The sequence below is a fragment of the Collinsella sp. UBA1693 genome (assembly GCF_002320115.1).
GTDB lineage: Bacteria > Actinomycetota > Coriobacteriia > Coriobacteriales > Coriobacteriaceae > Collinsella > Collinsella tanakaei.
Window position 1 is genome coordinate 613,489 of record NZ_DCJT01000010.1, and the last position, 20,657, is coordinate 634,145.

Here is a 20,657-nt window from a genome sequence, read left to right on the forward strand (position 1 = left end):
GATTCCTATGCCAGGGGCATAGCTGCTAGTCCAAGCCGGTGAACGCGGGGTAGGCGCTCTCGCCGTGCTCGGAGATATCAAGGCCAAGGGCTTCATCGGCCTCGTCAACGCGTAGGCTGCCGCCGCACAGGGCCTTAACCACAAGAACAAGGACAAGGTCGAGAATCAGGACGATGGCGATGGTGACCACAATGCCCAGAACCTGGGCGATCAGCAGTGTGGGATCGCCGGTGTAGAACAAGCCGCCAAAGTTGGTCCAGGACAGCTCGGGCACGCAGAACAGGCCGGTGAGGACGCCGCCTACGATACCGCCGATACCGTGGCAGCCAAAGGCGTCGAGGGCGTCGTCATAACCAAAGCGGGCCTTGAGGTTGGAGATAGCGAAGAAGCAGACGGGCGGAACGGCGGCGCCAATGATCAGCGCGGCCCAGGGCTCGACAAAGCCAGCGCCCGGAGTGATTGCGACCAGGCCGGCGACCAGGCCGGTGCTGGCGCCAACAAGCGTAGGCTTACCGGTGACCAGGCGCTCGACTACCAACCAGGAAGCCAGGCCGGCGGCGCTTGCGGTGACGGTGTTGAGCAGGGCGAGTGCGGCGACGCCGTCGACAGCGAACTCGGAGCCGCTGTTAAAGCCGAACCAACCAAACCACAGCAGGCCAGCGCCCAGGGCGACAAACGGAACGTTGTGCGGGCGATAGCTCATAACGCCAAAGCCGCGGCGTCCACCAAGGGCAAGGCAGAGAACAAGACCGGTGAGGCCGGAGGAGATGTGGACAACGTCGCCGCCTGCAAAGTCGAGCGCGCCAATCTGCTCGCCAATGAGCGAGCCGGCACCGCCCCAGACCATGTGCGCCAGCGGGGCGTAGACAACAAGAACCCAGAATGCAAGGAACAGGGTGACGGCCTTGAACTTCATGCGGCCGGCGACGGAACCGGTGATGATGGCCGAGGTGATCATGGCAAACGCCATCTGGAACGCGATGTTAACGATAGAAGGATAGGTCGCGTCCGCGGGTGGGTTGGCCGCCTCGTCCAGAACCTGCTGGACAATGGGCAGGCAAAGCAGTTGGTCAAAGCCGCCAAAGAACGAGATGGAGCCGTCGCCGCCGTAGGCAAACGACCATCCGGCGACAACCCAGAGAACGCCAACGACGCCAATGACAATGAAGGTCATGAGCATGGTGTTGGTAACGTTCTTACGCCGGGCCAGTCCGCCGTAGAAAAAAGCAAGACCAGGCGTCATAAGGAACACGAGCATGGTACAGATAAGCATAAAGCCGGTGGAACCTGTATCAAACATGTTGTTTCCCCCTCACAAGTTCCGGTTTTATCGTAGAAGCCATTAGGACCGGTCGCGCCGCGCGGGTGCACGGCCGCGCAATTGCGACTTGCTCATAATGGCATCGAGTTGGCGTGAAAAAAGCGGGGGATTATGCCGTTAACGTATGGATGCAAGGCGGAAACAGAGCCGTCGGCGCTTGGAAACCGCGGCGCAATCTTGGAAACCCGTTAGAAAAACGTGGGAAATATCGGTGCTATTCCACCAGTTTAAAGCCCATGCCCCAAACCGTTTTGAGGTAGCCGTCCGTTCCGGACGCCTTGAGTTTGGATCGAATGTTGGAGACGTGCACGTTCACGGTGTTGTCGTCAGCGGCGTACGGCTCGCCCCAGGCTTGCTCAAAAAGCTCCTGCTTGGTGAACACGCGCTTGGGGTGGCGCATGAGGATCTCCATGATGTTGAACTCGATGCGGGTGAGGGATAGCTGCTCGCCGGCGGCGCAAAAGACGCGTGCCTGAGGGTCCAGGGTCCAATCGCGAAAACGCAGCACGCCGTCGTTTGAGGTGGCGATGGCCGAGGAGCGCCCGTGGTGGCGAAGCTGCACCTCTATGCGCGCGAGCAGCTCGTCCAAATCGAAAGGTTTGGCTAGGTAATCGTCCGCGCCCAGCTTGAGCAGGTCTATCTTGTCGCTTGCGGCGGTGCGGGCGGAGATGACGATGATGGGCGTGTCTTGGTCGCACTCGCGCATGAGCCGCACCAGCTCTTCGCCGGGAAGACCAGGGAGCATGAGGTCGCAGATCACCACGTCGGCCATGGGGGAGTTGCCGGAATCGAGCAGCAACTTTGCCTCGGTGCCGGAAAACGCCTGCGTGCACGTGTAGCCGGCGCGCGTGAGGTGCGTCGCTACGATGTTGTTGATGTCCGCATCGTCTTCAATGATCAGCACGCGCGTGCTCGCCATGGGTCCTCCGTGTTTTCTTGTGGGGCGAATGCCCTTGCCGGCCTGTATGAAACCTGCCGGCTGGAACTTGCCGCTTGATAGTTGTCTGCAGCCTGGCACAGATGCTAGCACCTTCACCGCGCCGGTTCCTTGTTGGAATGCATTAAGAAAGCCTAAGCGTTTGGAGCGTCGGCGGCGAACAGATACTGACGGCGTGCAGATGCCGGCCGCGCTGGCCACTTGGAGGGGACCTGGCCTGGCTGCTGGCGTGCCTTGCCTAGCGGACGGCCGCCGCTACGGTTGAGCGTTCGACCAAGGTGCCGGGGATACGCAGTGCAACGGGTGCCGCGGGCGTGTCCGCAATGGCGTGCTCGTAGACCAATCGTCCACGTTTGCGCAGGTCAAAACGAACGGTTGTGAGTTCTATATTGGGCACCATGGCATCCATCGAGTCGTCGATGCCAACTACGCTCACGTCCTGGGGCACGCGGCGGCCGCGGGAGCGCAGGGCCGCGATGACGCCCATGGCCATCTGGTCGTTGGCGGCGTAGACCGCGGTCATCTCTTTGTCTTCGGCAAGCTTGAGGCCAATGCGGTAACCGCTATTTGCCGTCCAGTCGCCCGCCATGGGCTCTGCAGGCTGCAGGCCACGCGCCGTCAGGGCATCGCGCCAGCCCGCCTCTCGAAACGCGCTGTCGATTGAGAACGAGGGGCCGCTTACAAAGCGGATCTCCTTGTGGCCGTGGTCGAACAAGTGGTTCATCACCAGCGTCGAGCAACCGTAATGGTCCGAATCGATGGTGGTGCAGCGCGGATGGGCGTACATGGTGACAATGACCGTGTTCATGCCCGGTTGGGGGCGGAACTGCTCGAAGTCCGGCGCCATGCGGCTCATGCCTATGATCATGCCGTCGACGGGGAGCGCGGCTAGCCGACGGGACGCCTCGGCGAGGGTGAACGCGTCGGAATCCTCCATCTCTATCATGGTGACGGCGCATTCCTGCTCGCGGGCGGCGGCGAGAATGCCGTCGAGCATGGTGAGGTTGCCAATCTGCGTGACGTCGTAGACGCATAGCCCTACGGCGTTATATTTGCCTCCGCGCAGCGATCGGCCGGCGTAATTGGGCCTAAACCCCAGCTGCTGCATGGCGTCCAGCACTTGCTTGCGCGTCTTTTCGCTTACGTTGGGAGCCCCGTTGGCAACACGCGATACGGTTTGCTGCGATACGCCGGCCGCCGCTGCGACGTCGCACATGGATACGGGGCGTCCTGTGGCGGGGCGCTGCGTGGCCGGGCCGTTCTCAGTGGAATGGGTCTGCATCTGCTTGTCCTTTCTGGCCTACAGGCTCCATGCGGCGCCCGCGCCGGGCGTTGCGCTCGCGAGGGCGCCTTGTTTTTACACACGGGACGCTCGCGCGATCTGCAGGTATGCCGGGGCGGACCGTTTACGGCAATAAAGCTGCCGATTAAAAAACATGGTGTCGTATGCTTGTGAGTACGTTAACATATGAGTACGTTAACATCTTGCCTGAAGGCCGAGATGCGTGAAAAGGCATGTGGATAATGCAGGGAGAGCCCTATGATCACCGTTGATATCTTTGGAAGCTTGCCGGACGGCCGCTGCGTAACCAAATACACGCTGTCGACGCACGGTGCATCCGTCTTCGTCATGGATTTTGGCGCAACCGTTCTGTCCGTTTGCATTCCCGACCGCACGGGTGCTGCCGCGGATGTGCTGCTGGGCTTTGGCGACCTTGCGGGCTATCTCGACAACCCGGCCTGCTACGGTTCGACCATTGCCCCCGTTGCAAACCGCACGGACCGAGCAGAGGTGCCGCTTGCCGGGCGCATCTACCACCTGCCCGCAAACGATGGCCCGGACCATGCGAACAACCTGCATACCGACCTTGCCCGGGGCCTGCACAAGCGCTTGTGGTCGACGGAGCTTTTTGAGGACGATAACGCCGTGCGCTTTAGCTGCGAGCTTGCGGACGGCGAGCTGGGCCTGCCCGGCAATCGCCGCTTCGCGGTCACCTATCGTTTGGACAAGGAGGCCCAAAAAGACGGCGCGGACGGGGGCGTGCGCCTTGAAGTGGAGCATGTCTGCGAGACCGACGCCGAGACTTATGTGAACATGACCAATCACAGCTATTTCAACCTTGCCGGCCACGCGAGCGGCGTCTGCCTTTCACAGCGCGTCTCCATCGATGCGGAGACCTTCTTGCCGCTTCGCGCAGACAGCGTGTCTGCGGGCGAGTCCTTGTCGGTCGCAGATACGCCGTTCGATTTTCGAAGCCTCAAGGAGCTCGGTGCGGACATTGAATGCGGCAACGCGCAGCTTGATCGCGCCCGTGGCTACGACCACTGCTTCTGCGTTGCCGGCTATGCGCGTGGCGCCGCGCCCCGCCATGCCCTGCGCGCGGTGGACGATGCATCCGGCCGCACGCTCGATATCTTCATTACCGCGCCGGGGGCGCACTTGTATACGGGCAATTGGCTGGGGGATGAGGGCGCCAAGGACGCCGCGTCATATGGCCCGCATGATGGATTTGCCTTTGAGCCCGAGTACTATCCGGACGCCGTGCACCATGCGGAATGGCCGCAGCCTGTCTGCGCGCCGGATCGTCCGTATCGCGAGCGCATCGTCTACCGTTTCGGCGTCGACCCTGATGCCGCCGGCGCCTCAGATGTCGCCGGTCCCGCCGGCGTTGCGTAAACGGCCTTTCATCAACAGGCGCGCTGCGATAGAGACGGGGCGCGTTATCAATAGCTTTTTTAAAGAGAGGATAGTCCATGCCAGCAACTAACAACCAAGCCGCCCTTGCCGCGGCGCGCGAGCTGTTTGAGAAGACGTTCGGCGAGATCTCGTCCAACGCAAAGGTCTTGGCGGTCCACGCGCCCGGCCGCTCTGAAATCTCCGGCAACCATACCGACCATGAGGGGGGCCACGTTATTGCCGGCGCGCTCGATGTCGCCGTGGACGGCGTGGCCGTTGCTAACGGAACCAACGTGGTGCGCGTAATCGACGCCAACTTTCCTCTGGTAGAGGTCGACCTGAGCGACCTGTCTGTACGCGAGGACGAGCGCGAGACCACTGCCGCGCTGGTCCGCGGCATGGCGTTCGAGTTGGCCCGGACCGGGCGCACGCCGGCGGGCTTTGATTTCGCCTCTATCTGCACCGTTCCCGCCGGCGGCGGTCTTTCCAGCTCGGCCGCGGTCGAGGCCGCGTACGGCCGCGCCATGGAGGCGCTGTGGGAGGGTCCCTCCATCGACCCCGTCGAGCTGGCCAAGATGGGCCAGTTTGCAGAGAACCGCTACTTTGGCAAGCCCTGCGGCCTTATGGACCAGGCCGCCGTTTGCCTGGGCGGGCTCGCCTACATGGACTTCGAGGTTCCCAGCGAGCCCAAGACCGCCAAGCTCGATTTCGATTTCGATAAGTCGGGTTACGCGCTGTGCCTGGTCAAGGTGGGGTCCGACCACGCCGACCTCACGTTTGAGTACGCCGCGATTCCGGATGAGATGCAGGCGATTGCGGGAGAGTTCGGCTGCAAGCGCCTATGCGAGGTCGACCCCGCCGTCTTCGACGCCGCCGTTCCCCAGCTGCGCGAAAAGTACGGTGACCGCGCGGTCCTGCGCGCTATCCACTATTGGTATGAGAACGGCTTGGTCGATAAGCGCTGGGAAGACCTGGCCGCCGGGGACATCGAATCCTTCCTCGTCCACACGCGCGCATCCGGTGCCAGCTCCGCCATGTTCTTGCAAAACGTGTCCGCAACCGTTGGCGACGTGCGCGAGCAGCACGCCATGTTGGCATTGGGCCTGGCCGAGCGCATCTTGGATGGTCGCGGGGCGGCCCGTATTCACGGCGGCGGCTTTGGCGGCTCGATCCAGTGCTTTGTCCCGCTTGATTTGGTGGACGAGTTCATCGCCCGCATGGACACGTGGCTGGGCGAGGGGTCGTGCCGTAAGTATTCCATTACCGAGGAAGGCGCGTGCGCGACATGGATGTAATCAAGGCCGCCGCACAGGCTCTTATCTCTTATGCGATTCGCTGCGGACTGATCGAGGAGGCCGATCGCCGCTGGGCGTACAACGAGCTGCTTGATGCATGCGGCATCGAGGCGGTCGCGCCCGACCACGCGTGGGAGATCGGCGTTGACGAGTGTGATCCCGACGCTTTTGACCTGGACGCGACGCTGGCGGTTTTGGCCGATGCCGCCGTTGACGCCGGTCGCTTTGAGGACTCATCCGGCGGCCGCGACCGCGCGGCTATGGCGGTTATGGGCCGCTTGATGCCGCGTCCCTCGCAGGTCGCCGCAGAGTTTGCGCGCCGCTCGCAGGCCGGCTCCGCCACCGCTACCGACTGGTTCTACCGTCTGTGCTGCGATGCGGGCTACGTCCGCCGCAGCGCTATCGCGCGCAATATCGCCTGGACCACGCCCACAAGGTGGGGCGACCTTGAGATCACCATCAACCTCTCCAAGCCGGAAAAGGATCCACGCGATATCGCCGCAGCCCTTTCTTGTCCCGCAGATGTTGAGCCGTATCCCGCCTGCCAGCTGTGCATGAGCAACGAAGGGTATGCGGGTCGCGCCGCCGCGAGCGCGCTGGGCGCGCACCCGGCCCGCCAGAACCTGCGAATTGTTCCCATCGAGCTGGGGGGAGAGCGCTGGGGCCTGCAATATAGCCCGTATGCGTACTTTGAAGAGCACTGCATCGCCATGAGCGCGGAGCACCGGCCCATGCATGTTGATCGCGAGAACATGTCGCGCCTGCTCGACTTTGTCGACGCCTTGCCGCACTACTTTGTGGGTTCCAACGCGGACCTGCCTATTGTGGGCGGCTCCATTCTCACCCATGACCACTTCCAGGGCGGCCGCCATGTGTTTCCCATGATGCGCGCCAAGGTTGAGCGCGTTTTCGAGATCTCTGGTTTTAGCGATGTGCGCGCAGAGGTGCTGGTGTGGCCGCTGAGCGTGCTCAAGCTCTCGAGCTCCTCGCGCGATTCCGTGCTCGACGCGGCGACCCGCGTGCTCGACGTGTGGCGCGACCATGATGACGTGGAGTGCGGTGTCATCTCGCATGACGCTGACGGCACTCGCCATAACACGGTCACGCCCGTGGTGGCCAAGGAGGGCGATGCCTACACGGTCTACCTGGCGTTGAGGTGCAACGTGACAACGGCTGGGCATCCGCTGGGCGTCTTTCACCCGCATGCGGACAAGCATCATATCAAGAAGGAGAACATTGGCCTCATCGAGGTCATGGGCCTTGCGATTTTGCCCCCGCGCCTAGTGGACGAGTTGTCTCGCACCCAAGAGCTCCTGCTTGCCGCTCAGTCGCGCGGCGCCGGGCCGGAAGAGCTGCGCGCTGACTTGGAAGCGGATGAGCTGTCTGCGTCCCATGCAGCTTGGGCAGTGGAGGTTGCGCAGAAGCACCCCGCCCTTGCTCAAAGCGACGCCGGGCACGTTTTGCGTGATGAGGTCGGCCTGGTCTTTGGCCGGGTGCTCGAGGACGCGGGCGTGTATAAATGGGACGACGCCGGCCGCGCCGGGCTGGAACGTTTCTTGAGTCGCCTGTAAGCCGCGCGTGATCCAGTTACTGCCGAACGCGTTGGCGAAGAACAGCTGAATAGTTGAGGTTGACCCCGTTGCGCTAGCGAATATGCGCAACGGGGTTTGTGGTTAGCTATGGGAAACTATTCTCGTCCAAAAAATGAAAACTAGTGTAGGATAGGGCGTTGAATGAATAGGGAGCCGCGCTTGCCAAGGGCGCTTCCGAGCGCATTTGGCGCCGCGCCCGCCGTCTTTAACGGTGCGGCCGGGCGAATGCGGTTGTGGGCGCGCTGGTGGATGGCGCGGTCGAGTAGGGGGCAGCTATGTATCAAAACTCTATCCAGCTCATGCAGAGCATGCGTGAGGCGGGTATTGAGCATCGAAGCGATACGCCGCTGGATGATGAAAACCTCATCGACACCATCCGCGTTGGATGGTCGGGCGCCAGCCTGCCTGCGACCGTGATCTTGTTTCGCGTGAACGATCGCGGCGCGCACCTGGAGGTCGAGGAGCTGGGGCGCGTGGCGCCGGGACTTCGCGCGCAGGCGCTCGAGCTGGTCAATGCGCTGAACGGGTCGTATCGTTGGATTACGTTTGTTGTGGAAGACGACGGGCGCATTGCCTGTTCGTCCGACGTGTTCATGATTCCCGAGGTGGCGGGGCTGTTTGGCATCGCGGCGATGGGCCGCATGTTCGATACGCTCGATGAAGTCTACCCCAGGCTGCTTCGCGTGCTGGCGTAAGGGCACCTTACTTGCTACGGGGTCCGCGGGTGCCCGGAGACCTGTTCTTGCTGTTTCTACTCGTTTTTGCTTGGAGGCGTTATGTTATCTGCGAATATTGGCCAGGCGTTGCTGTGGGCGGCGCTGGGCTGCGGGTTTACCTGGCTTATGACTACCGCGGGTGCGGCCATGGTCTTCTTCTTTAGAAGCGACCGCAAGCTTATGCATCATATCTTCTTGGGTTTTGCGGCGGGCGTCATGATCGCGGCGTCCGTGTGGTCGCTGCTCAATCCTGCTATCGAGCAGGCGGAGGAGCTGGGTCAGATAGGGTGGATCCCCGCTGCCGGCGGCTTTTTGCTGGGCGTGGCCTTTCTGCTCGCGCTCGATACGTTCTTGCCCCACCTGCATCCCGAGGAGGACCAGCCGGAGGGCATCCAGACCAGCTGGAAGCGAACCACGTTGCTGGTCTCCGCCGTCACGCTCCATAACATCCCCGAGGGCATGAGCGTTGGCCTGCTGTTTGCCATGGCGGCCCAGGCCTCCGGTGCCGCTGCGGACGCCTACCTTGGCATGGCATTTGCGCTCGCGCTGGGTATGGGCTTGCAGAACTTTCCCGAGGGCGCCGCGGTTTCGCTGCCCCTTGCGCGCGAGGGCATGAGCCGCGTCAAGGCGTTTGCCATGGGCAGCCTTTCCGGCATCGTAGAGCCCATCTTTGGCATCGCGGTGGTTCTGGTCTCCGGCTGGATCACGCCGTTTATGCCCTGGATGCTGGCATTTGCCGCTGGAGCCATGATCTACGTGGTTGTCGAGGAGCTTATTCCGGAGGCGCACCTGGGAGAGCACTCCAACGTGGGCACGCTGGGCGTCATCGCGGGCTTTGTTCTCATGATGGTCCTGGACGTTGCCCTGGGCTAGGGGGCTTTGCGATCGCGGATTCGCATGTTTAGCCTACGGGTGGTAGCTATTGGCCGGTAGATTGAAACCGTGCCCGATCGGGATGGCAGTTGAACCGCTCCAAGCGGGGATTTTCAAGCCATGTATAAAGCGATTTGGGCCGTTTGGCCGCAGAAAGAGAAGAAGAATGCAGAGGAGGTGCGGGCTGCCGCGCCTCCTTTGCCGAAGAGGGGCCTTTTTAAGCCGAAATATGGAGACATCTGTATCAATAAAGTGGCCTAGCGCGTTCATAACGTGGTTGATAGAGGCGTTTCGCAAGGGGAGCGGGCGCTGGGTTAGCCGGTTCTTACCCACCTCGTGGCCCTCAGTGACCATTTCAAAGCGGCACGGTTTTGCGGCGTTCAATTCTTATGCAAGGGCTTGACAGACGCGCAGGATGCATGGTGGCCGTTATGCATTTTGGCAAACGCGGTGCCCTTGCGTCGCGTTATGCCCGCATCGTCCCCGTGCGCACGCCGTGCCCATGCCCTCGCCGCCGCGCTTTTCGTCAAGGATGCGTACGACCTGTCTAACCACGGGCCAATCTGCTAACGTTTCGAGATACGTGAGCGCGCAGCGGGCGCTGATGTAAGACGCCCGCCGCAACGTATGACACGCACAAGGGGCCTTGGAAGAGGGAGAACGAATGATCAAGCTGTTTGCGAGCGACCTGGATGGAACCCTGCTCAACGCAACCCATATGGTCGACCCCGTCATCGTGTCCGCTCTGCGAACGGTTACTAAAAGCGGCGCGCATTTCGCCGTCGCCACCGGCCGCACCATGCGCAGCCCCAATGACTTTGGTTTTCACGGCGTTGACATAGAGGCGGTGTGTTCCAACGGGTCCATCATTTTGGATCGCGATGGCAACACCATCTACCATAGCGATGTGGACAAAGGGGTGCTCGAGGAAATGCTCCGCACATTCCCGCAGGTCTGCTTCGAGTGCGTGGGCCTGGATCGCACGTATGTCACCGGTAGCCCGCAAGACCAGCTCGCCGGATTTGTCGCCACGGGCGCTATCGAGAAGGTGAAGATGGCCGCCATGCGTATTCGCCGCCGCCAAATGCAGGCGGATTGCATCCACAACCAAAGCGTCTCTGACGTGCTTTCCCACAGCATCTGCAAAATCAACGCCCGCGTGAGCGACCCCTCGCTCGATAGCGAGCTCAAGGATTTCCTTTCCGGCCACGCTGACAAGGTGGTAAACGCCCCCTTTAGCCCCGTCATGTTCGAGATCACCAACGTCGGCGTCGACAAGGGCGCGGCGCTTGCATGGCTGGCTTCCTATTTTGGTTATTCCGCGGACGAAGTGGCCGTCTACGGCGACGGTGGCAACGACATCGCCATGCTCCAACGCTTTACGCACGCTTACGCCACCAGCAACGGAAGCGATGCCGCCAAGCACGCCGCGGGCAACGTCATCGGTAGCTGCGCGTTTCATGCCGTGCCGCGCCACATGGTCAAGACGGTCCGCGAACAGGGGAGCGTTGCTTCTTCCAATGCGGACGCAGGCAAGGGCTCCGGCTACGTTCGAATCGAATAATTCCCGTCTGCAGCCCTTCTGTAGACAAATGATTGATGGTTGTCAGGTTTCTGTAAGTGCTCCTCCACATTCGTTCAATTATGCACACCGTGTGCAATAATGCTCGGAGAGAGTAATATCGGGCCGCGTTACAACCACGGCCCCCTCAAGCCAAGGAGGGCCAGTGTCGAAAGAGGCCGTGACCGAACAAAAATGCGACCGTCGCAGTCTCCGCTCCCAGCGCCTGCTGCGCCAAGCGCTCGCGCGGGAGATCGGGGCGACGGGCGACCTTTCTAGCGTCACCGTCGCCGGTCTCACGGATTGCGCGGGCCTCACGCGCCGCACGTTTTACAGCCATTACAAAGACATCCCAGACTTCATCGAGCAGGTAGAAGCTTCCATTTTGGACGAGGTGGGGCGCCATGTGCTCGCCATCTCCGCCTCCACGCTGGATGATCTGTATCGCAACATACATGAGCTGGAGCCGGCGTCGGGTTCGGTGGAGCTGCTGTCCTATCTCAAGAAAGATGGAGAGCTCATCGGCGCTCTGTTGGGCCCCGGCGGCGACCCGGCGTTTATCGAGAAGCTGCTCGACCTGGTGCGCGCTTGCGTGAGGCATCGAATGGAGACGGGCATCTTCCCGGATGCGCTGGGCACGTTCTTCGATTATTACCTCGATTCCGTTATCACGTCCGAGCTGGGCGTTATCAAGCGCTGGTTCCAAACGGGTCTCAAGGAGGCCCCGGAGACCATGGCGCGCATCATGACCGTGATCGCATTCGTCCGTCCCGGCGACCTGTACGGCAAACCCATCGACATCAACGTGCCGGAGTACGGCATGAAGCTGCTAGGAAAAAGCGCCGCGCGGGACTTACGCAGCGTGCTGGAGGTTCTCGCTGCGTCAAACGTCGGTCTGCAGGCATCGTCGCTTTCATCATCAGGCGTCGAGCCGCGATCGAAAGCGGACGCCAAAGACACCATCTAGGGGGAGAGCTATGAGTAACCAAGAAGTAGAGAATACCGTGGTCGAGTCCGTAGCTATGGACCAGGCCGTGCGGGATGCGGCCGACGCGATGGCGGGTGCGCTTCAGTCCGCGCCCGCGTGCCCGCAGGCCCCGGTCGTTCCGGAGGGCGCCATCTACAATCCGCAAAACGCCACGGGCGATCTGCACCTGGGCATAGACGTGGGGTCGACCACGGTCAAGCTCGCCGTGCTCAACGACGCCAACCAGATCGTCTACGCCAAGTACCAGCGCCACCACACCGACGTGCGCGCCTGCGCTCGCGACCTGTTTGCGGGCGCCGCCGGCGTGCTGGGAGATGCCCGCATGACCTGCGCCATCACCGGTTCGGGCGGGCTTCTGCTCTCGCAGTGGTTGGATCTGGAGTTTGTCCAGGAGGTCATCGCCTCCAAGCGCGCCGTGGAGACCCTCATCCCGCAGACCGACGTCGCCATCGAACTGGGCGGCGAGGACGCCAAGATCATCTACTTCGATTCGGGCATCGAGCAGCGCATGAACGGCACCTGCGCGGGCGGCACCGGCGCCTTCATCGACCAGATGGCCACCCTGCTGCACACGGACGCCGCGGGCCTCAACAGGCTCGCCGCCGACGCGACCACCATCTACCCCATAGCCAGCCGCTGCGGCGTGTTCGCCAAGACGGACGTGCAGCCCCTGCTCAACGAGGGCGCCCGTCCGGAGGACGTCGCCGCGTCCATCTTCCAGGCCGTGGTGACCCAGACCATCTCCGGCCTGGCGTGCGGCCGTCCCATCCGCGGCTACGTCGCCTTTTTGGGCGGACCGCTGCAGTACCTCTCCGAGCTGCGCCGCCGCTTCTACATCACGCTTGATTTGGACGAGGAGCACCGCATCGTCCCCGACAACGCCCACCTCTTTGTGGCGTCCGGCGCCGCCATGGCGCACGAGTCCACCAAGCTGTCCACGTTTGGCGAGCTCATCACCGCTATCGACGCGCTGGGCGACACCCAGGGCGCGGAGGTCGAGCGCCTCTCCCCGCTGTTTGCGAGCGTGGACGAGTACGCCGAGTTCAAGGAGCGCCACAACAAGGAGGTCGTTCCCAAGGGCGATCCCGCCAGCTATGCCGGCGAGCGCGTCTTCATCGGCATCGACGCCGGCTCCACCACCATGAAGGCCGCGATGGTGGGCGAGGACGGCCAGCTGCTGCATACCTGGTACGGCAACAACAACGGCGACATCCTGGGTACCGCCAAGGTGATCATGGCCGATTTCTACCGGCACATCCCCGCCGGCGCGCGCATTGGCCACGTCACCACCACCGGCTACGGCGAGGCGCTGCTCATCGAGGCCCTCAAGGCCGACTCCGGCGAGATCGAGACCGTCGCCCACCTGCGCGGCAGCCGCGCGTTTCTGCCGGGCGTGGAGTTCATCCTGGACATCGGCGGCCAGGACATGAAGTGCCTGCGCGTGCGCGACGGCGTCATCGAGCACATCATGCTCAACGAGGCCTGCTCCAGCGGTTGCGGCAGCTTCATCGAGAGCTTCGCGGTCTCCATGAACATGGACGTGCGCGCGTTCGCCCAGGCGGCCATCGAGGCCAAGGCGCCGGTCGACCTTGGCAGCCGCTGCACGGTCTTTATGAACAGCCGCGTCAAGCAGGCTCAAAAAGAGGGGGCCACCGTGGGCGACATCGCTGCGGGCCTGTCCTACTCCGTTATCAAGAACGCGCTGTTCAAGGTCATCAAGCTGCGCGACCCCAAAGAGATCGGCACGCAGGTCATCGTCCAGGGCGGCACGTTTATGTCGGACGCCACGCTGCGCGCGTTTGAGCAGCTCACCGGTGTCAACGCGGTGCGCCCGGACATCGCCGGCTGCATGGGCGCCTACGGAGCCGCCCTGCTGGCACGCGACCGCGCTGGGGCGGACGGCATCTCAAACATCCTGTCTGCGGACCAGGTCGCGTCGCTCACGGTGACCCAGCGCCACGCGCGCTGCGGCCGCTGCTCCAACAACTGCCAGCTCACCATCAACGACTTTGGCGGCGGCCGTCGCTTCATCACGGGCAACCGCTGCGAAAAGGGCGCGGGCCATCGCTCCAACAAGACCGAGGCGCCCAACGTCTTCGCCCAGAAAAACGCCCTGCTGTTCGATCGCGAGTCGCTTGACCCGGACGCCGCGCCGCGCGGCACCGTGGGCATTCCCCGCGCGCTCAACATGTACGAGAACTACCCGTTCTGGCACACGTTCTTCACCAAGTTGGGCTTCTCCGTGGTGCTTTCGGACAACTCGACCAAGCAGACCTACGAGGCCGGCATCGAGTCCATGCCCAGCGAGTCCGTGTGCTATCCGGCTAAGCTCAGCCATGGCCACATCATGAACCTTATCGACAAGGACCCGGACTTTATCTGGATGCCCTGCGTGCGCTGGGAGCGCAAGGAGGATCCCACCGCGGGCAACTGCTATAACTGCCCCATCGTTATGAGCTACCCCACGGCGCTGGGCCTGAACATCGACGAGATCTCCGAGAAGCACGTCGAGTTCATGTACCCCTTTGTGCCTTACCATGACAAGATCGAGCTCAAGCGCCGCCTCTACGAGCTGATCGCCGTGGAGCGCGTGGCAGACGCCCAGGCGGGCCGCGGCCGCGTTCGCGGCCCCAAGATCACCCGTACGGAGATCGATGCCGCCGTCAACGCCGCCTATGAGGAGGATGCTCGCTTCCACCAGCAGATCCAGACCATGGGCGAGGAGGCCGTGAAGTGGATCGAGGACAACGGCGGACACGGCATCGTGCTCGCCGGCCGCCCCTACCATAACGACCCGGAAATCAACCATGCCCTGCCCGAGTTGATCACTTCCTTTGGCTTCGCGGTCCTTACCGAGGACTCCGTGGCGCACCTGGTGAAGCCCGAGCGCCCCATCCGCGTGGTCGACCAGTGGATGTTCCATAGCCGCCTGTACGCCGCCGCGCGCTTTGTCACCATGCGCAACGACCTCGACCTGGTGCAGATGAACTCCTTTGGCTGCGGCCTGGACGCCCTCACCACCGACCAGGTGCAGGAGATCCTGGAGGCGTCCGGTAAGATCTACACCGTGCTCAAGATCGACGAGGTCTCAAACCTTGGCGCCGCGCGCATCCGCATCCGCTCGCTCATGGCCGCGCTCAAGGACCAGGCGGCGGAGCGTGCCGCGGAGGCTGCCGCCGCGGGCGAGGAGTTCCAGGTTGGCGCCGCCAGCCCGGTTGAACCCTCCGCGGATCAGCCGGTGTTCGCCACGCATAAGTACGCCCTGGAGGCCCAGCGCGCGTCCAAGTCCGCGGCGTTCCCCAAGGTGAGCTTCACCCAGGAGATGAAGGACGCCGGCTACACCATCCTGTGCCCGCAGATGGCGCCCATCCACTTCGACCTTATCAAAGAGGTATTCCGCGCGTCCGGCTACAACCTGGAGCTTCTGCCCTCCACCGACCGCGGCGCCGTGGAGGCGGGCCTGCGCTACGTCAACAACGACATCTGCTACCCGTCCATCCTGGTCACGGGCCAGATCATGGAGGCCATCGAGAGCGGCCGCTACGACCTCTCCAAGACCGCCGTGGTCATCACCCAGACCGGCGGCGGCTGCCGTGCCACCAACTACATCGCCCTCATCCGCAAGGCCCTGCGCGACTCCGGACATGCGGACATCCCGGTCATCTCGCTTTCCGCGGTCAAGTTGGACGAGGACAACCCCGGTTTCAAGTTGACGCCCACCATGCTTAAAGCCGCCGTCTACAGCGTGCTGTTTGGCGATGTCATGATGCAGATGCTCTACCGCTGCCGTCCGTATGAGGCCACGCCGGGCGCTGCCAACCAGCTGTTCGAGCAGTTCATGGACCGTGCGCGCAAACTGGCGCCCGCTTTCAACCGCCGCAACTTCACCAAGCTGTCGCGTGAGGCGATCCGTGCGTTCGACACCATGCCGCTGGTGGGCGAGGGCACCAAGCCACGCGTGGGCGTAGTGGGCGAGATCCTGGTCAAGTTCCACCCCACGGCAAACAACCACGTTGTCGACGTCATCGAGGCCGAGGGCTGCGAGGCTGTAGTCCCGGGTCTTCTGGACTTCTTCCTCTACTCCATGAGCAACGCCACCGTGCAGAAAAACGAGCTTGGCAGCTCCGCGGTAACGCGCGCCGGCATGGACGCCGCCATTGGCATGGTCGATTGGATGCGCAGGCCGGTTGAGGAGATGCTCGAGCAAAGCGAGCGCTTCGAGCGCCCCGAACCCATCTCCGTTATGGCGCAAAAGGCCACGCAGGTGCTGTCGCTGTGCAACAACATGGGCGAGGGCTGGCTGCTCACGGCAGAGATGCTCGACCTCATCGACCACGGCGCGCCCAACATCATCTGCACCCAGCCGTTCGCCTGCCTGCCCAACCACGTGGTGGGCAAGGCGGTCATCAAGGAGCTGCGCCGCCAGCACCCGGAGAGCAACATCGTGGCGGTGGACTACGACCCCGGCGCCTCGGAGGTCAACCAGCTCAACCGTATCAAGCTCATGATCTCCGTGGCCAAGGAGAACCTGCGCGCGGGCAAAGGCTTTGTGATGGAGCCCGTCCACCCGCTTGAGATGGACGCGGTCGATAGCAAGTTCCGTCCGCACCACTTCACCACGCCGGCGGAGGTCGCCGCGCACGAGGCAGAGGTCGAGGCGACCGCACGCCGTCTTGGCCGCGGCCTCAAGCGCCATAAGAAGTAGCGCGCGTTTTTGGACGAGGACGGGCGGCTGCGATGTAACCTTTGCGGACCGTCCTCGTCCATACGCTGCCGAGCGCCCCGCTCGTACAACGCTTCGTTCGCACGGCACTAAGCCCCCGCCCCCGGCATCGCAGCTTTGAACTGCTGTGCCGGGGGCTTTTGTTGCAGCCCGGCAAAAGAGGCGGATCGACCCTGACTTCCTGACTTAATACATATGGTTATCGCCATCATATAAATAGGCGAAGTCAAGTATATGCGAGGGAGAAACGGAGGTGTCGGAGGACGTAGGTCAAGAACGAAAAGACCCTGCTTCGTTCCAATGTCCGCAGCTATTCGTTTACGTATTCATCAATCGTGTACGGAATCAATCATTTTGCTTGCTGTATAGGAGGGAACATGCCTGCATTCGTTACACAAATGCCGTTCCAGGGCATCCTCATCGCCGCGTTATTCCTTACCGTGGGTCTTGCGATTGCGTACAAGCTTGCTCGAAAAGCGGCGCCGCAGCCCCTCGAACGGTGGCGTTGATGGGGGCAACCGCCCTCTATGCGATCCTTATTTACGCTCTATTCATTCGTCCTAAATCCCTGGTTGCATCAGATATCCCGTTGGGTTCTATCTTGCAGTTAACGCCGTTCGCAACCATATCGACCGCCGGCCAACTTTCCATTTGGGGAACGCTTTTGGCGTTTGTTCCGCTTCCGTTGCTGGCATTTGCGTATACGCGCTCGATGAAGAAAGCGGTGGTATGGGCGCTTGCGATTGCGATTCTCATTGAGTCGCTGCAGTTGGTCATCGATCTTGCCACCGGCTTCCCCAGCTTTGTCGTCGATGTGGACGACATGATGCTTCAGGTGCTGGGAAGCGTTGCGGGCCTTGTTCTCACGGCGCTCATGGTTCGCGTTTCCTCGGGCAGCAAGGGCAACGGGCTGGCGCCAGATAGGGGTTAGCGAGGGTGCAAGGCAAAGAGCTTGCTTGGGAGTCTGCCTGCTCTGTTTTCCATTAAGCCTCTCGACGTCGGTGTAAATGTGCCCGGCGCCGAGAGGCTTTTGTCGTTAGCGGTTCGCCTGCAGGAAGATGCTGATCCTTGGCGAGCTGTACTCGTCAAACTCATCGCGCGAATCAGTTGAGAACGTTGCCCATGCGCGCAGGTCCCCGGTGTTGTCCAAGTCGACATCAAGCGGGGTGTAGTAGTCGCCTGCAAGAAAGGATTCGCGAAACTCTGCGGGTAGCTGGGGTTTGTTGAACAGACCTGCGGCGACTTGGGGCGCATCGACGTCGGCGATAAGCTCATAGAGGCGGTCGATATTCTCGTCCGCAAACGCCAAATTATCCTGTGCGGTCCTTTCGATATCGACACTTGCGGTGTAGACTACGCCGTCCACCGCGCCCTGAGAATCCGTTTCGATGGATATACGGGCGACGATGTCTCCATCTTGGTCGGTGACGTTGCCGCTGACCTGGTAGCCGCTGTCCTGTCGGCGCTCAAGGGGGTCGTCGGCCATGACGTAGGAGACGCCGGGCTCCAGAGCGTTTTGGAATGCGGAAAGGGTCTGGGCTGCGCTGTTTTGCGCGGAGGATGCCTGTGCCGCCGAGTCGATGAAGCGCGGGGTAAACGCGAGGACGAGCAGCAAGATGGGCGCGAGAAAGACGGTTGCTGCGGCGCGGCCCTGCCTTGGCAGCGCGATGTCTTGTTTGTGTGCGATGGCGGCGGCCGAGCTGCCGAGAAGGTCCATGAGCGCGAAGACGTTGAGCCCGCTTGCGGAATCCGGGCACACTGGTCCGCCGTGCGTTTCGCGTTCGATCGCTCCCCAGCGCTCGCTGCGCAGCGTGGCTTTAGCCGAGAGGCCGCAGGCGATGGTGAGGATTCCCTCGGCAATCATGACGGAGGATATGGCTATGAGCTGCAGGTCGCCAAGTCCGTTCGATCCCAGGGCGATGTTGTCGATCATTACGAGCAAAATAGCCGCCGCGCCCGTGGGGAAGAGCGATAGCAGGGAGTATCGCGCGATCTTGGGAACGAGATAGCACTTCTTAACGAGCTTTGCTTTGTTTTCGCTCAGCATGGAGCCTCCCGGAACGTGGATGCGCGGGCGCGCGATGCGAATCTGCCTCATCCACAGTATGACGAGGGCGCAAGGCGGTGGGGGCGCGGTTTTGGCCTTCGGCGCGATTCTGGTGGCGACCGCCTAGTTTACGCGCGCGCCAAACGGCAGCAGCGACAGCTTTGCCATCTTGAACGACTGCAGGCCAAAGGGGATACGGCAAGACGGTGCTGCTATGGGAGCTTGCAGACCGCGCGGCCGCCATGGGGTATGTGGTGGCGCACCCAACCATCGTGTCATCGGGGATGCTCGACCGAATTGTTGAGAAAGTACAGCAAGACGGCCGCAGGCACCTGGGGAGCAAGAGCGTTCGGCTTGCGAACGCGTCAATTGGCGCGTATGGGTTCTCCGCTGGATTAGAGTTCACACGAGAGGTTCAAGAAGGCAAGTCTTCTCAGTTCAAGCTCACCCAGCTGGCTAGAAAGCTCACGGCAGAAGGCCATGGCATGCTGATTTTGATCGATGAGCTGCAGGCGAACTCAGAGGAAATACGTCAGTTGGTTTCGCTCTATCAAGAGCTGGTGGGGGAGCGTCTCAATGTTGCGCTTGTTATGGCCGGCCTTCCCGGCGCCGTTTCCGCCACGCTGAACGACAAGGTCCTAACGTTTCTTAACCGAGCGCGTAAGGTGAGCCTGCCGCCGCTTTCCCTGGGCGATGTCGACGCGTATTACGCGCGGGCGTTTGAGGAACTGGGCGTCTGCATTTTGGACGGCGAGCGAAAGCGCATAGTAAAGGAGAGCATGGGGTCTCCGTACCTCATGCAGCTCTTGGGTCACAATGTGGTGGTGCGCGCAACAGACCAGGGGCAGCTAAGCGGCTCTATGATTGATGCGGCGGTCGAGGCGGCGCGAGCGGATTTTGAGAACGATGTTTGCGGCACGCTGTTGGCCGCGCTATCGGTTCGAGACGTTCAGTTCCTCAGCGCGATGGCCCGGGACGAAGGCGATAGCAGCATCTCTGCCACTGCCGAGCGCATGAACGTTACGCAGGACTATGCGCAAAAGTACCGAAAGCGCTTGATCGATGCCGGGGCGATCGAGCCCGCCGGCTGGGGCCTCATTAGGTTTGCCGTGCCGTATCTGGCGGACTACCTGCGCAGGGAGGCTGGGGTGTGGTAGCGTCTTTCTGACGGGGCGGGTGGATGAGCATATGTTGGATCATGCGCCCGTCCGGCTCCTACTCGACTTGCTGCCAGGCTCAGCCAGGTGTCAGGCTCCTCGTCCATATCCACAACATCTTCGCTTACAAGCGTTCGCGAAATCTGATAGGGTATTCCCCACGGCTGCAATATTCAATGTATCAGTTGGCGTCACCGCGCGAATCGGTGGCGCCTTTTTTGTTGCCGTGATGGTCGATTTGCCGCGGCTGCGCGGCGCTAAACGAAAGGACAAGGGATGCCCACCAACAAACGAGAAAGCTTGATCTTCACCTTTATTATGTGCTTTGCCATGGTGTTTTGGATGTCCATCTACAACGTGGCGCTGCATCAGGGGGCGCTTACCATGGGCGCCGTTGCGCAGGCGTGGCTTGGATTCCCCGTGGCCTACGTGTTCGCCATGTGCGCCGACTGGTTTGTCGCCGCGCCGCTTGCCAAGGGTTTTGCGTTTCGTTTTTTGGTGACGCCCGGCAAGAGCTCGCCGCTGGCCATGACGCTGGCCGTGAGCAGCTGCATGGTTGTGCCCATGGTGATCATCATGTCGCTGTTCGGCGCGGTCGAGGTCGCTTCTCAAACCGGAGAGTTTGCCGCGATTCCCTTTATGTGGATTTCCAACATCCCCACCAACTTCATCATGGCGCTGCCGTGGAACCTGCTGGTGGCGGGGCCCGTTTCTCGCTTTGTATTCCGCCGGGCGTTCCCCGTTGGCACCGTTCTTGCCTAGCGTGGGTG

General features: G+C 62.0%; 15 protein-coding genes. 11 read left to right on the forward strand and 4 right to left on the reverse strand.

All coding sequences use genetic code 11. From position 1 onward, the window contains the following. Window positions 1-25: 25 nt before the first annotated feature. The 3 genes from B3H65_RS07125 to B3H65_RS07135 all read right to left on the reverse strand — a co-directional run bounded on the left by B3H65_RS07125 (window position 26) and on the right by B3H65_RS07135 (window position 3,540). Complete coding sequence (locus tag B3H65_RS07125; RefSeq protein ID WP_286684698.1) at window positions 26-1,300, reverse strand: ammonium transporter; 1,275 nt, start codon at window positions 1,298-1,300, stop codon at window positions 26-28. Between the two features lie 235 nt (window positions 1,301-1,535). Then, window positions 1,536-2,240: a response regulator transcription factor gene (locus B3H65_RS07130; protein ID WP_117679627.1), complete on the reverse strand. Its 705-nt coding sequence runs from the start codon at window positions 2,238-2,240 to the stop codon at window positions 1,536-1,538. A 256-nt stretch (window positions 2,241-2,496) separates the two neighbouring features. Beyond that, a complete protein-coding gene (locus tag B3H65_RS07135) occupies window positions 2,497-3,540 on the reverse strand; it encodes a LacI family DNA-binding transcriptional regulator (RefSeq protein WP_286684699.1) in 1,044 nt (347 codons plus the stop codon). A 258-nt stretch (window positions 3,541-3,798) separates the two neighbouring features. Between B3H65_RS07135 and B3H65_RS07140 the strand changes: the two genes are divergently transcribed. The 9 genes from B3H65_RS07140 to B3H65_RS07180 all read left to right on the forward strand — a co-directional run bounded on the left by B3H65_RS07140 (window position 3,799) and on the right by B3H65_RS07180 (window position 17,614). Further along, the gene (locus B3H65_RS07140; RefSeq protein ID WP_286684700.1) at window positions 3,799-4,935 is read left to right on the forward strand and encodes an aldose epimerase family protein; all 1,137 of its coding nucleotides are present in this window, start codon (window positions 3,799-3,801) and stop codon (window positions 4,933-4,935) included. 77 nt (window positions 4,936-5,012) lie between these two features. Continuing rightward, window positions 5,013-6,230 (forward strand): galactokinase, encoded by a 1,218-nt coding sequence (locus tag B3H65_RS07145; RefSeq protein ID WP_286684701.1) that lies wholly within the window; start codon window positions 5,013-5,015, stop codon window positions 6,228-6,230. Then, window positions 6,221-7,801 (forward strand): UDP-glucose--hexose-1-phosphate uridylyltransferase, encoded by a 1,581-nt coding sequence (locus B3H65_RS07150; protein WP_286684702.1) that lies wholly within the window; start codon window positions 6,221-6,223, stop codon window positions 7,799-7,801. The genes B3H65_RS07145 and B3H65_RS07150 overlap by 10 nt, the downstream gene beginning before the upstream one ends. A 296-nt stretch (window positions 7,802-8,097) precedes the next feature. After that, on the forward strand, window positions 8,098-8,517 hold the full coding sequence (locus tag B3H65_RS07155) for a YbjN domain-containing protein (RefSeq protein ID WP_286684703.1): 420 nt from the start codon (window positions 8,098-8,100) through the stop codon (window positions 8,515-8,517). An 81-nt stretch (window positions 8,518-8,598) separates the two neighbouring features. Then, window positions 8,599-9,411 carry a ZIP family metal transporter gene (locus tag B3H65_RS07160; protein ID WP_286684704.1) on the forward strand — a complete coding sequence of 271 codons (813 nt, stop codon included), beginning with the start codon at window positions 8,599-8,601 and terminating at the stop codon, window positions 9,409-9,411. A gap of 664 nt (window positions 9,412-10,075) precedes the next feature. After that, entirely contained in the window at window positions 10,076-10,975 is a 900-nt protein-coding gene (locus B3H65_RS07165) for an HAD-IIB family hydrolase (RefSeq protein WP_286684705.1), read from the forward strand. A gap of 163 nt (window positions 10,976-11,138) precedes the next feature. Then, window positions 11,139-11,939, forward strand: coding sequence for a TetR/AcrR family transcriptional regulator (locus B3H65_RS07170; RefSeq protein WP_286684706.1), 801 nt, complete (start codon window positions 11,139-11,141; stop codon window positions 11,937-11,939). Window positions 11,940-11,949: 10 nt separating this feature from the next. Further along, a complete protein-coding gene (locus B3H65_RS07175; protein ID WP_414630712.1) occupies window positions 11,950-16,665 on the forward strand; it encodes an acyl-CoA dehydratase activase-related protein in 4,716 nt (1,571 codons plus the stop codon). Between the two features lie 526 nt (window positions 16,666-17,191). Then, window positions 17,192-17,614, forward strand: coding sequence for a VanZ family protein (locus B3H65_RS07180; protein WP_286684707.1), 423 nt, complete (start codon window positions 17,192-17,194; stop codon window positions 17,612-17,614). 105 nt (window positions 17,615-17,719) lie between these two features. On the opposite strand, the gene B3H65_RS07185 is transcribed toward B3H65_RS07180, so the two are convergent. Next, window positions 17,720-18,730 carry a polymer-forming cytoskeletal protein gene (locus B3H65_RS07185; protein ID WP_286684708.1) on the reverse strand — a complete coding sequence of 337 codons (1,011 nt, stop codon included), beginning with the start codon at window positions 18,728-18,730 and terminating at the stop codon, window positions 17,720-17,722. A 206-nt stretch (window positions 18,731-18,936) separates the two neighbouring features. On the opposite strand from B3H65_RS07185, the gene B3H65_RS07190 reads away from it, so the two are divergent. Both B3H65_RS07190 and B3H65_RS07195 read left to right on the forward strand, forming a co-directional pair. Then, entirely contained in the window at window positions 18,937-19,887 is a 951-nt protein-coding gene (locus B3H65_RS07190; RefSeq protein ID WP_286684709.1) for an ATP-binding protein, read from the forward strand. Between the two features lie 276 nt (window positions 19,888-20,163). Next, complete coding sequence (locus B3H65_RS07195) at window positions 20,164-20,649, forward strand: DUF2798 domain-containing protein (protein WP_286684710.1); 486 nt, start codon at window positions 20,164-20,166, stop codon at window positions 20,647-20,649. The last annotated feature ends 8 nt before the right edge of the window (window positions 20,650-20,657 follow it).

Bases quoted from the DNA above. Each gene is read 5' to 3' on its own strand.
- B3H65_RS07125 (WP_286684698.1), bottom strand. From the start codon at position 1,300: ATGTTTGATACAGGTTCCACCGGCTTTATGCTTATCTGTACCATGCTC.
- B3H65_RS07130 (WP_117679627.1), bottom strand. From the start codon at position 2,240: ATGGCGAGCACGCGCGTGCTGATCATTGAAGACGATGCGGACATCAAC.
- B3H65_RS07135 (WP_286684699.1), bottom strand. From the start codon at position 3,540: ATGCAGACCCATTCCACTGAGAACGGCCCGGCCACGCAGCGCCCCGCC.
- B3H65_RS07140 (WP_286684700.1), top strand. From the start codon at position 3,799: ATGATCACCGTTGATATCTTTGGAAGCTTGCCGGACGGCCGCTGCGTA.
- B3H65_RS07145 (WP_286684701.1), top strand. From the start codon at position 5,013: ATGCCAGCAACTAACAACCAAGCCGCCCTTGCCGCGGCGCGCGAGCTG.
- B3H65_RS07150 (WP_286684702.1), top strand. From the start codon at position 6,221: ATGGATGTAATCAAGGCCGCCGCACAGGCTCTTATCTCTTATGCGATT.
- B3H65_RS07155 (WP_286684703.1), top strand. From the start codon at position 8,098: ATGTATCAAAACTCTATCCAGCTCATGCAGAGCATGCGTGAGGCGGGT.
- B3H65_RS07160 (WP_286684704.1), top strand. From the start codon at position 8,599: ATGTTATCTGCGAATATTGGCCAGGCGTTGCTGTGGGCGGCGCTGGGC.
- B3H65_RS07165 (WP_286684705.1), top strand. From the start codon at position 10,076: ATGATCAAGCTGTTTGCGAGCGACCTGGATGGAACCCTGCTCAACGCA.
- B3H65_RS07175 (WP_414630712.1), top strand. From the start codon at position 11,950: ATGAGTAACCAAGAAGTAGAGAATACCGTGGTCGAGTCCGTAGCTATG.
- B3H65_RS07180 (WP_286684707.1), top strand. From the start codon at position 17,192: ATGGGGGCAACCGCCCTCTATGCGATCCTTATTTACGCTCTATTCATT.
- B3H65_RS07185 (WP_286684708.1), bottom strand. From the start codon at position 18,730: ATGCTGAGCGAAAACAAAGCAAAGCTCGTTAAGAAGTGCTATCTCGTT.
- B3H65_RS07195 (WP_286684710.1), top strand. From the start codon at position 20,164: ATGCCCACCAACAAACGAGAAAGCTTGATCTTCACCTTTATTATGTGC.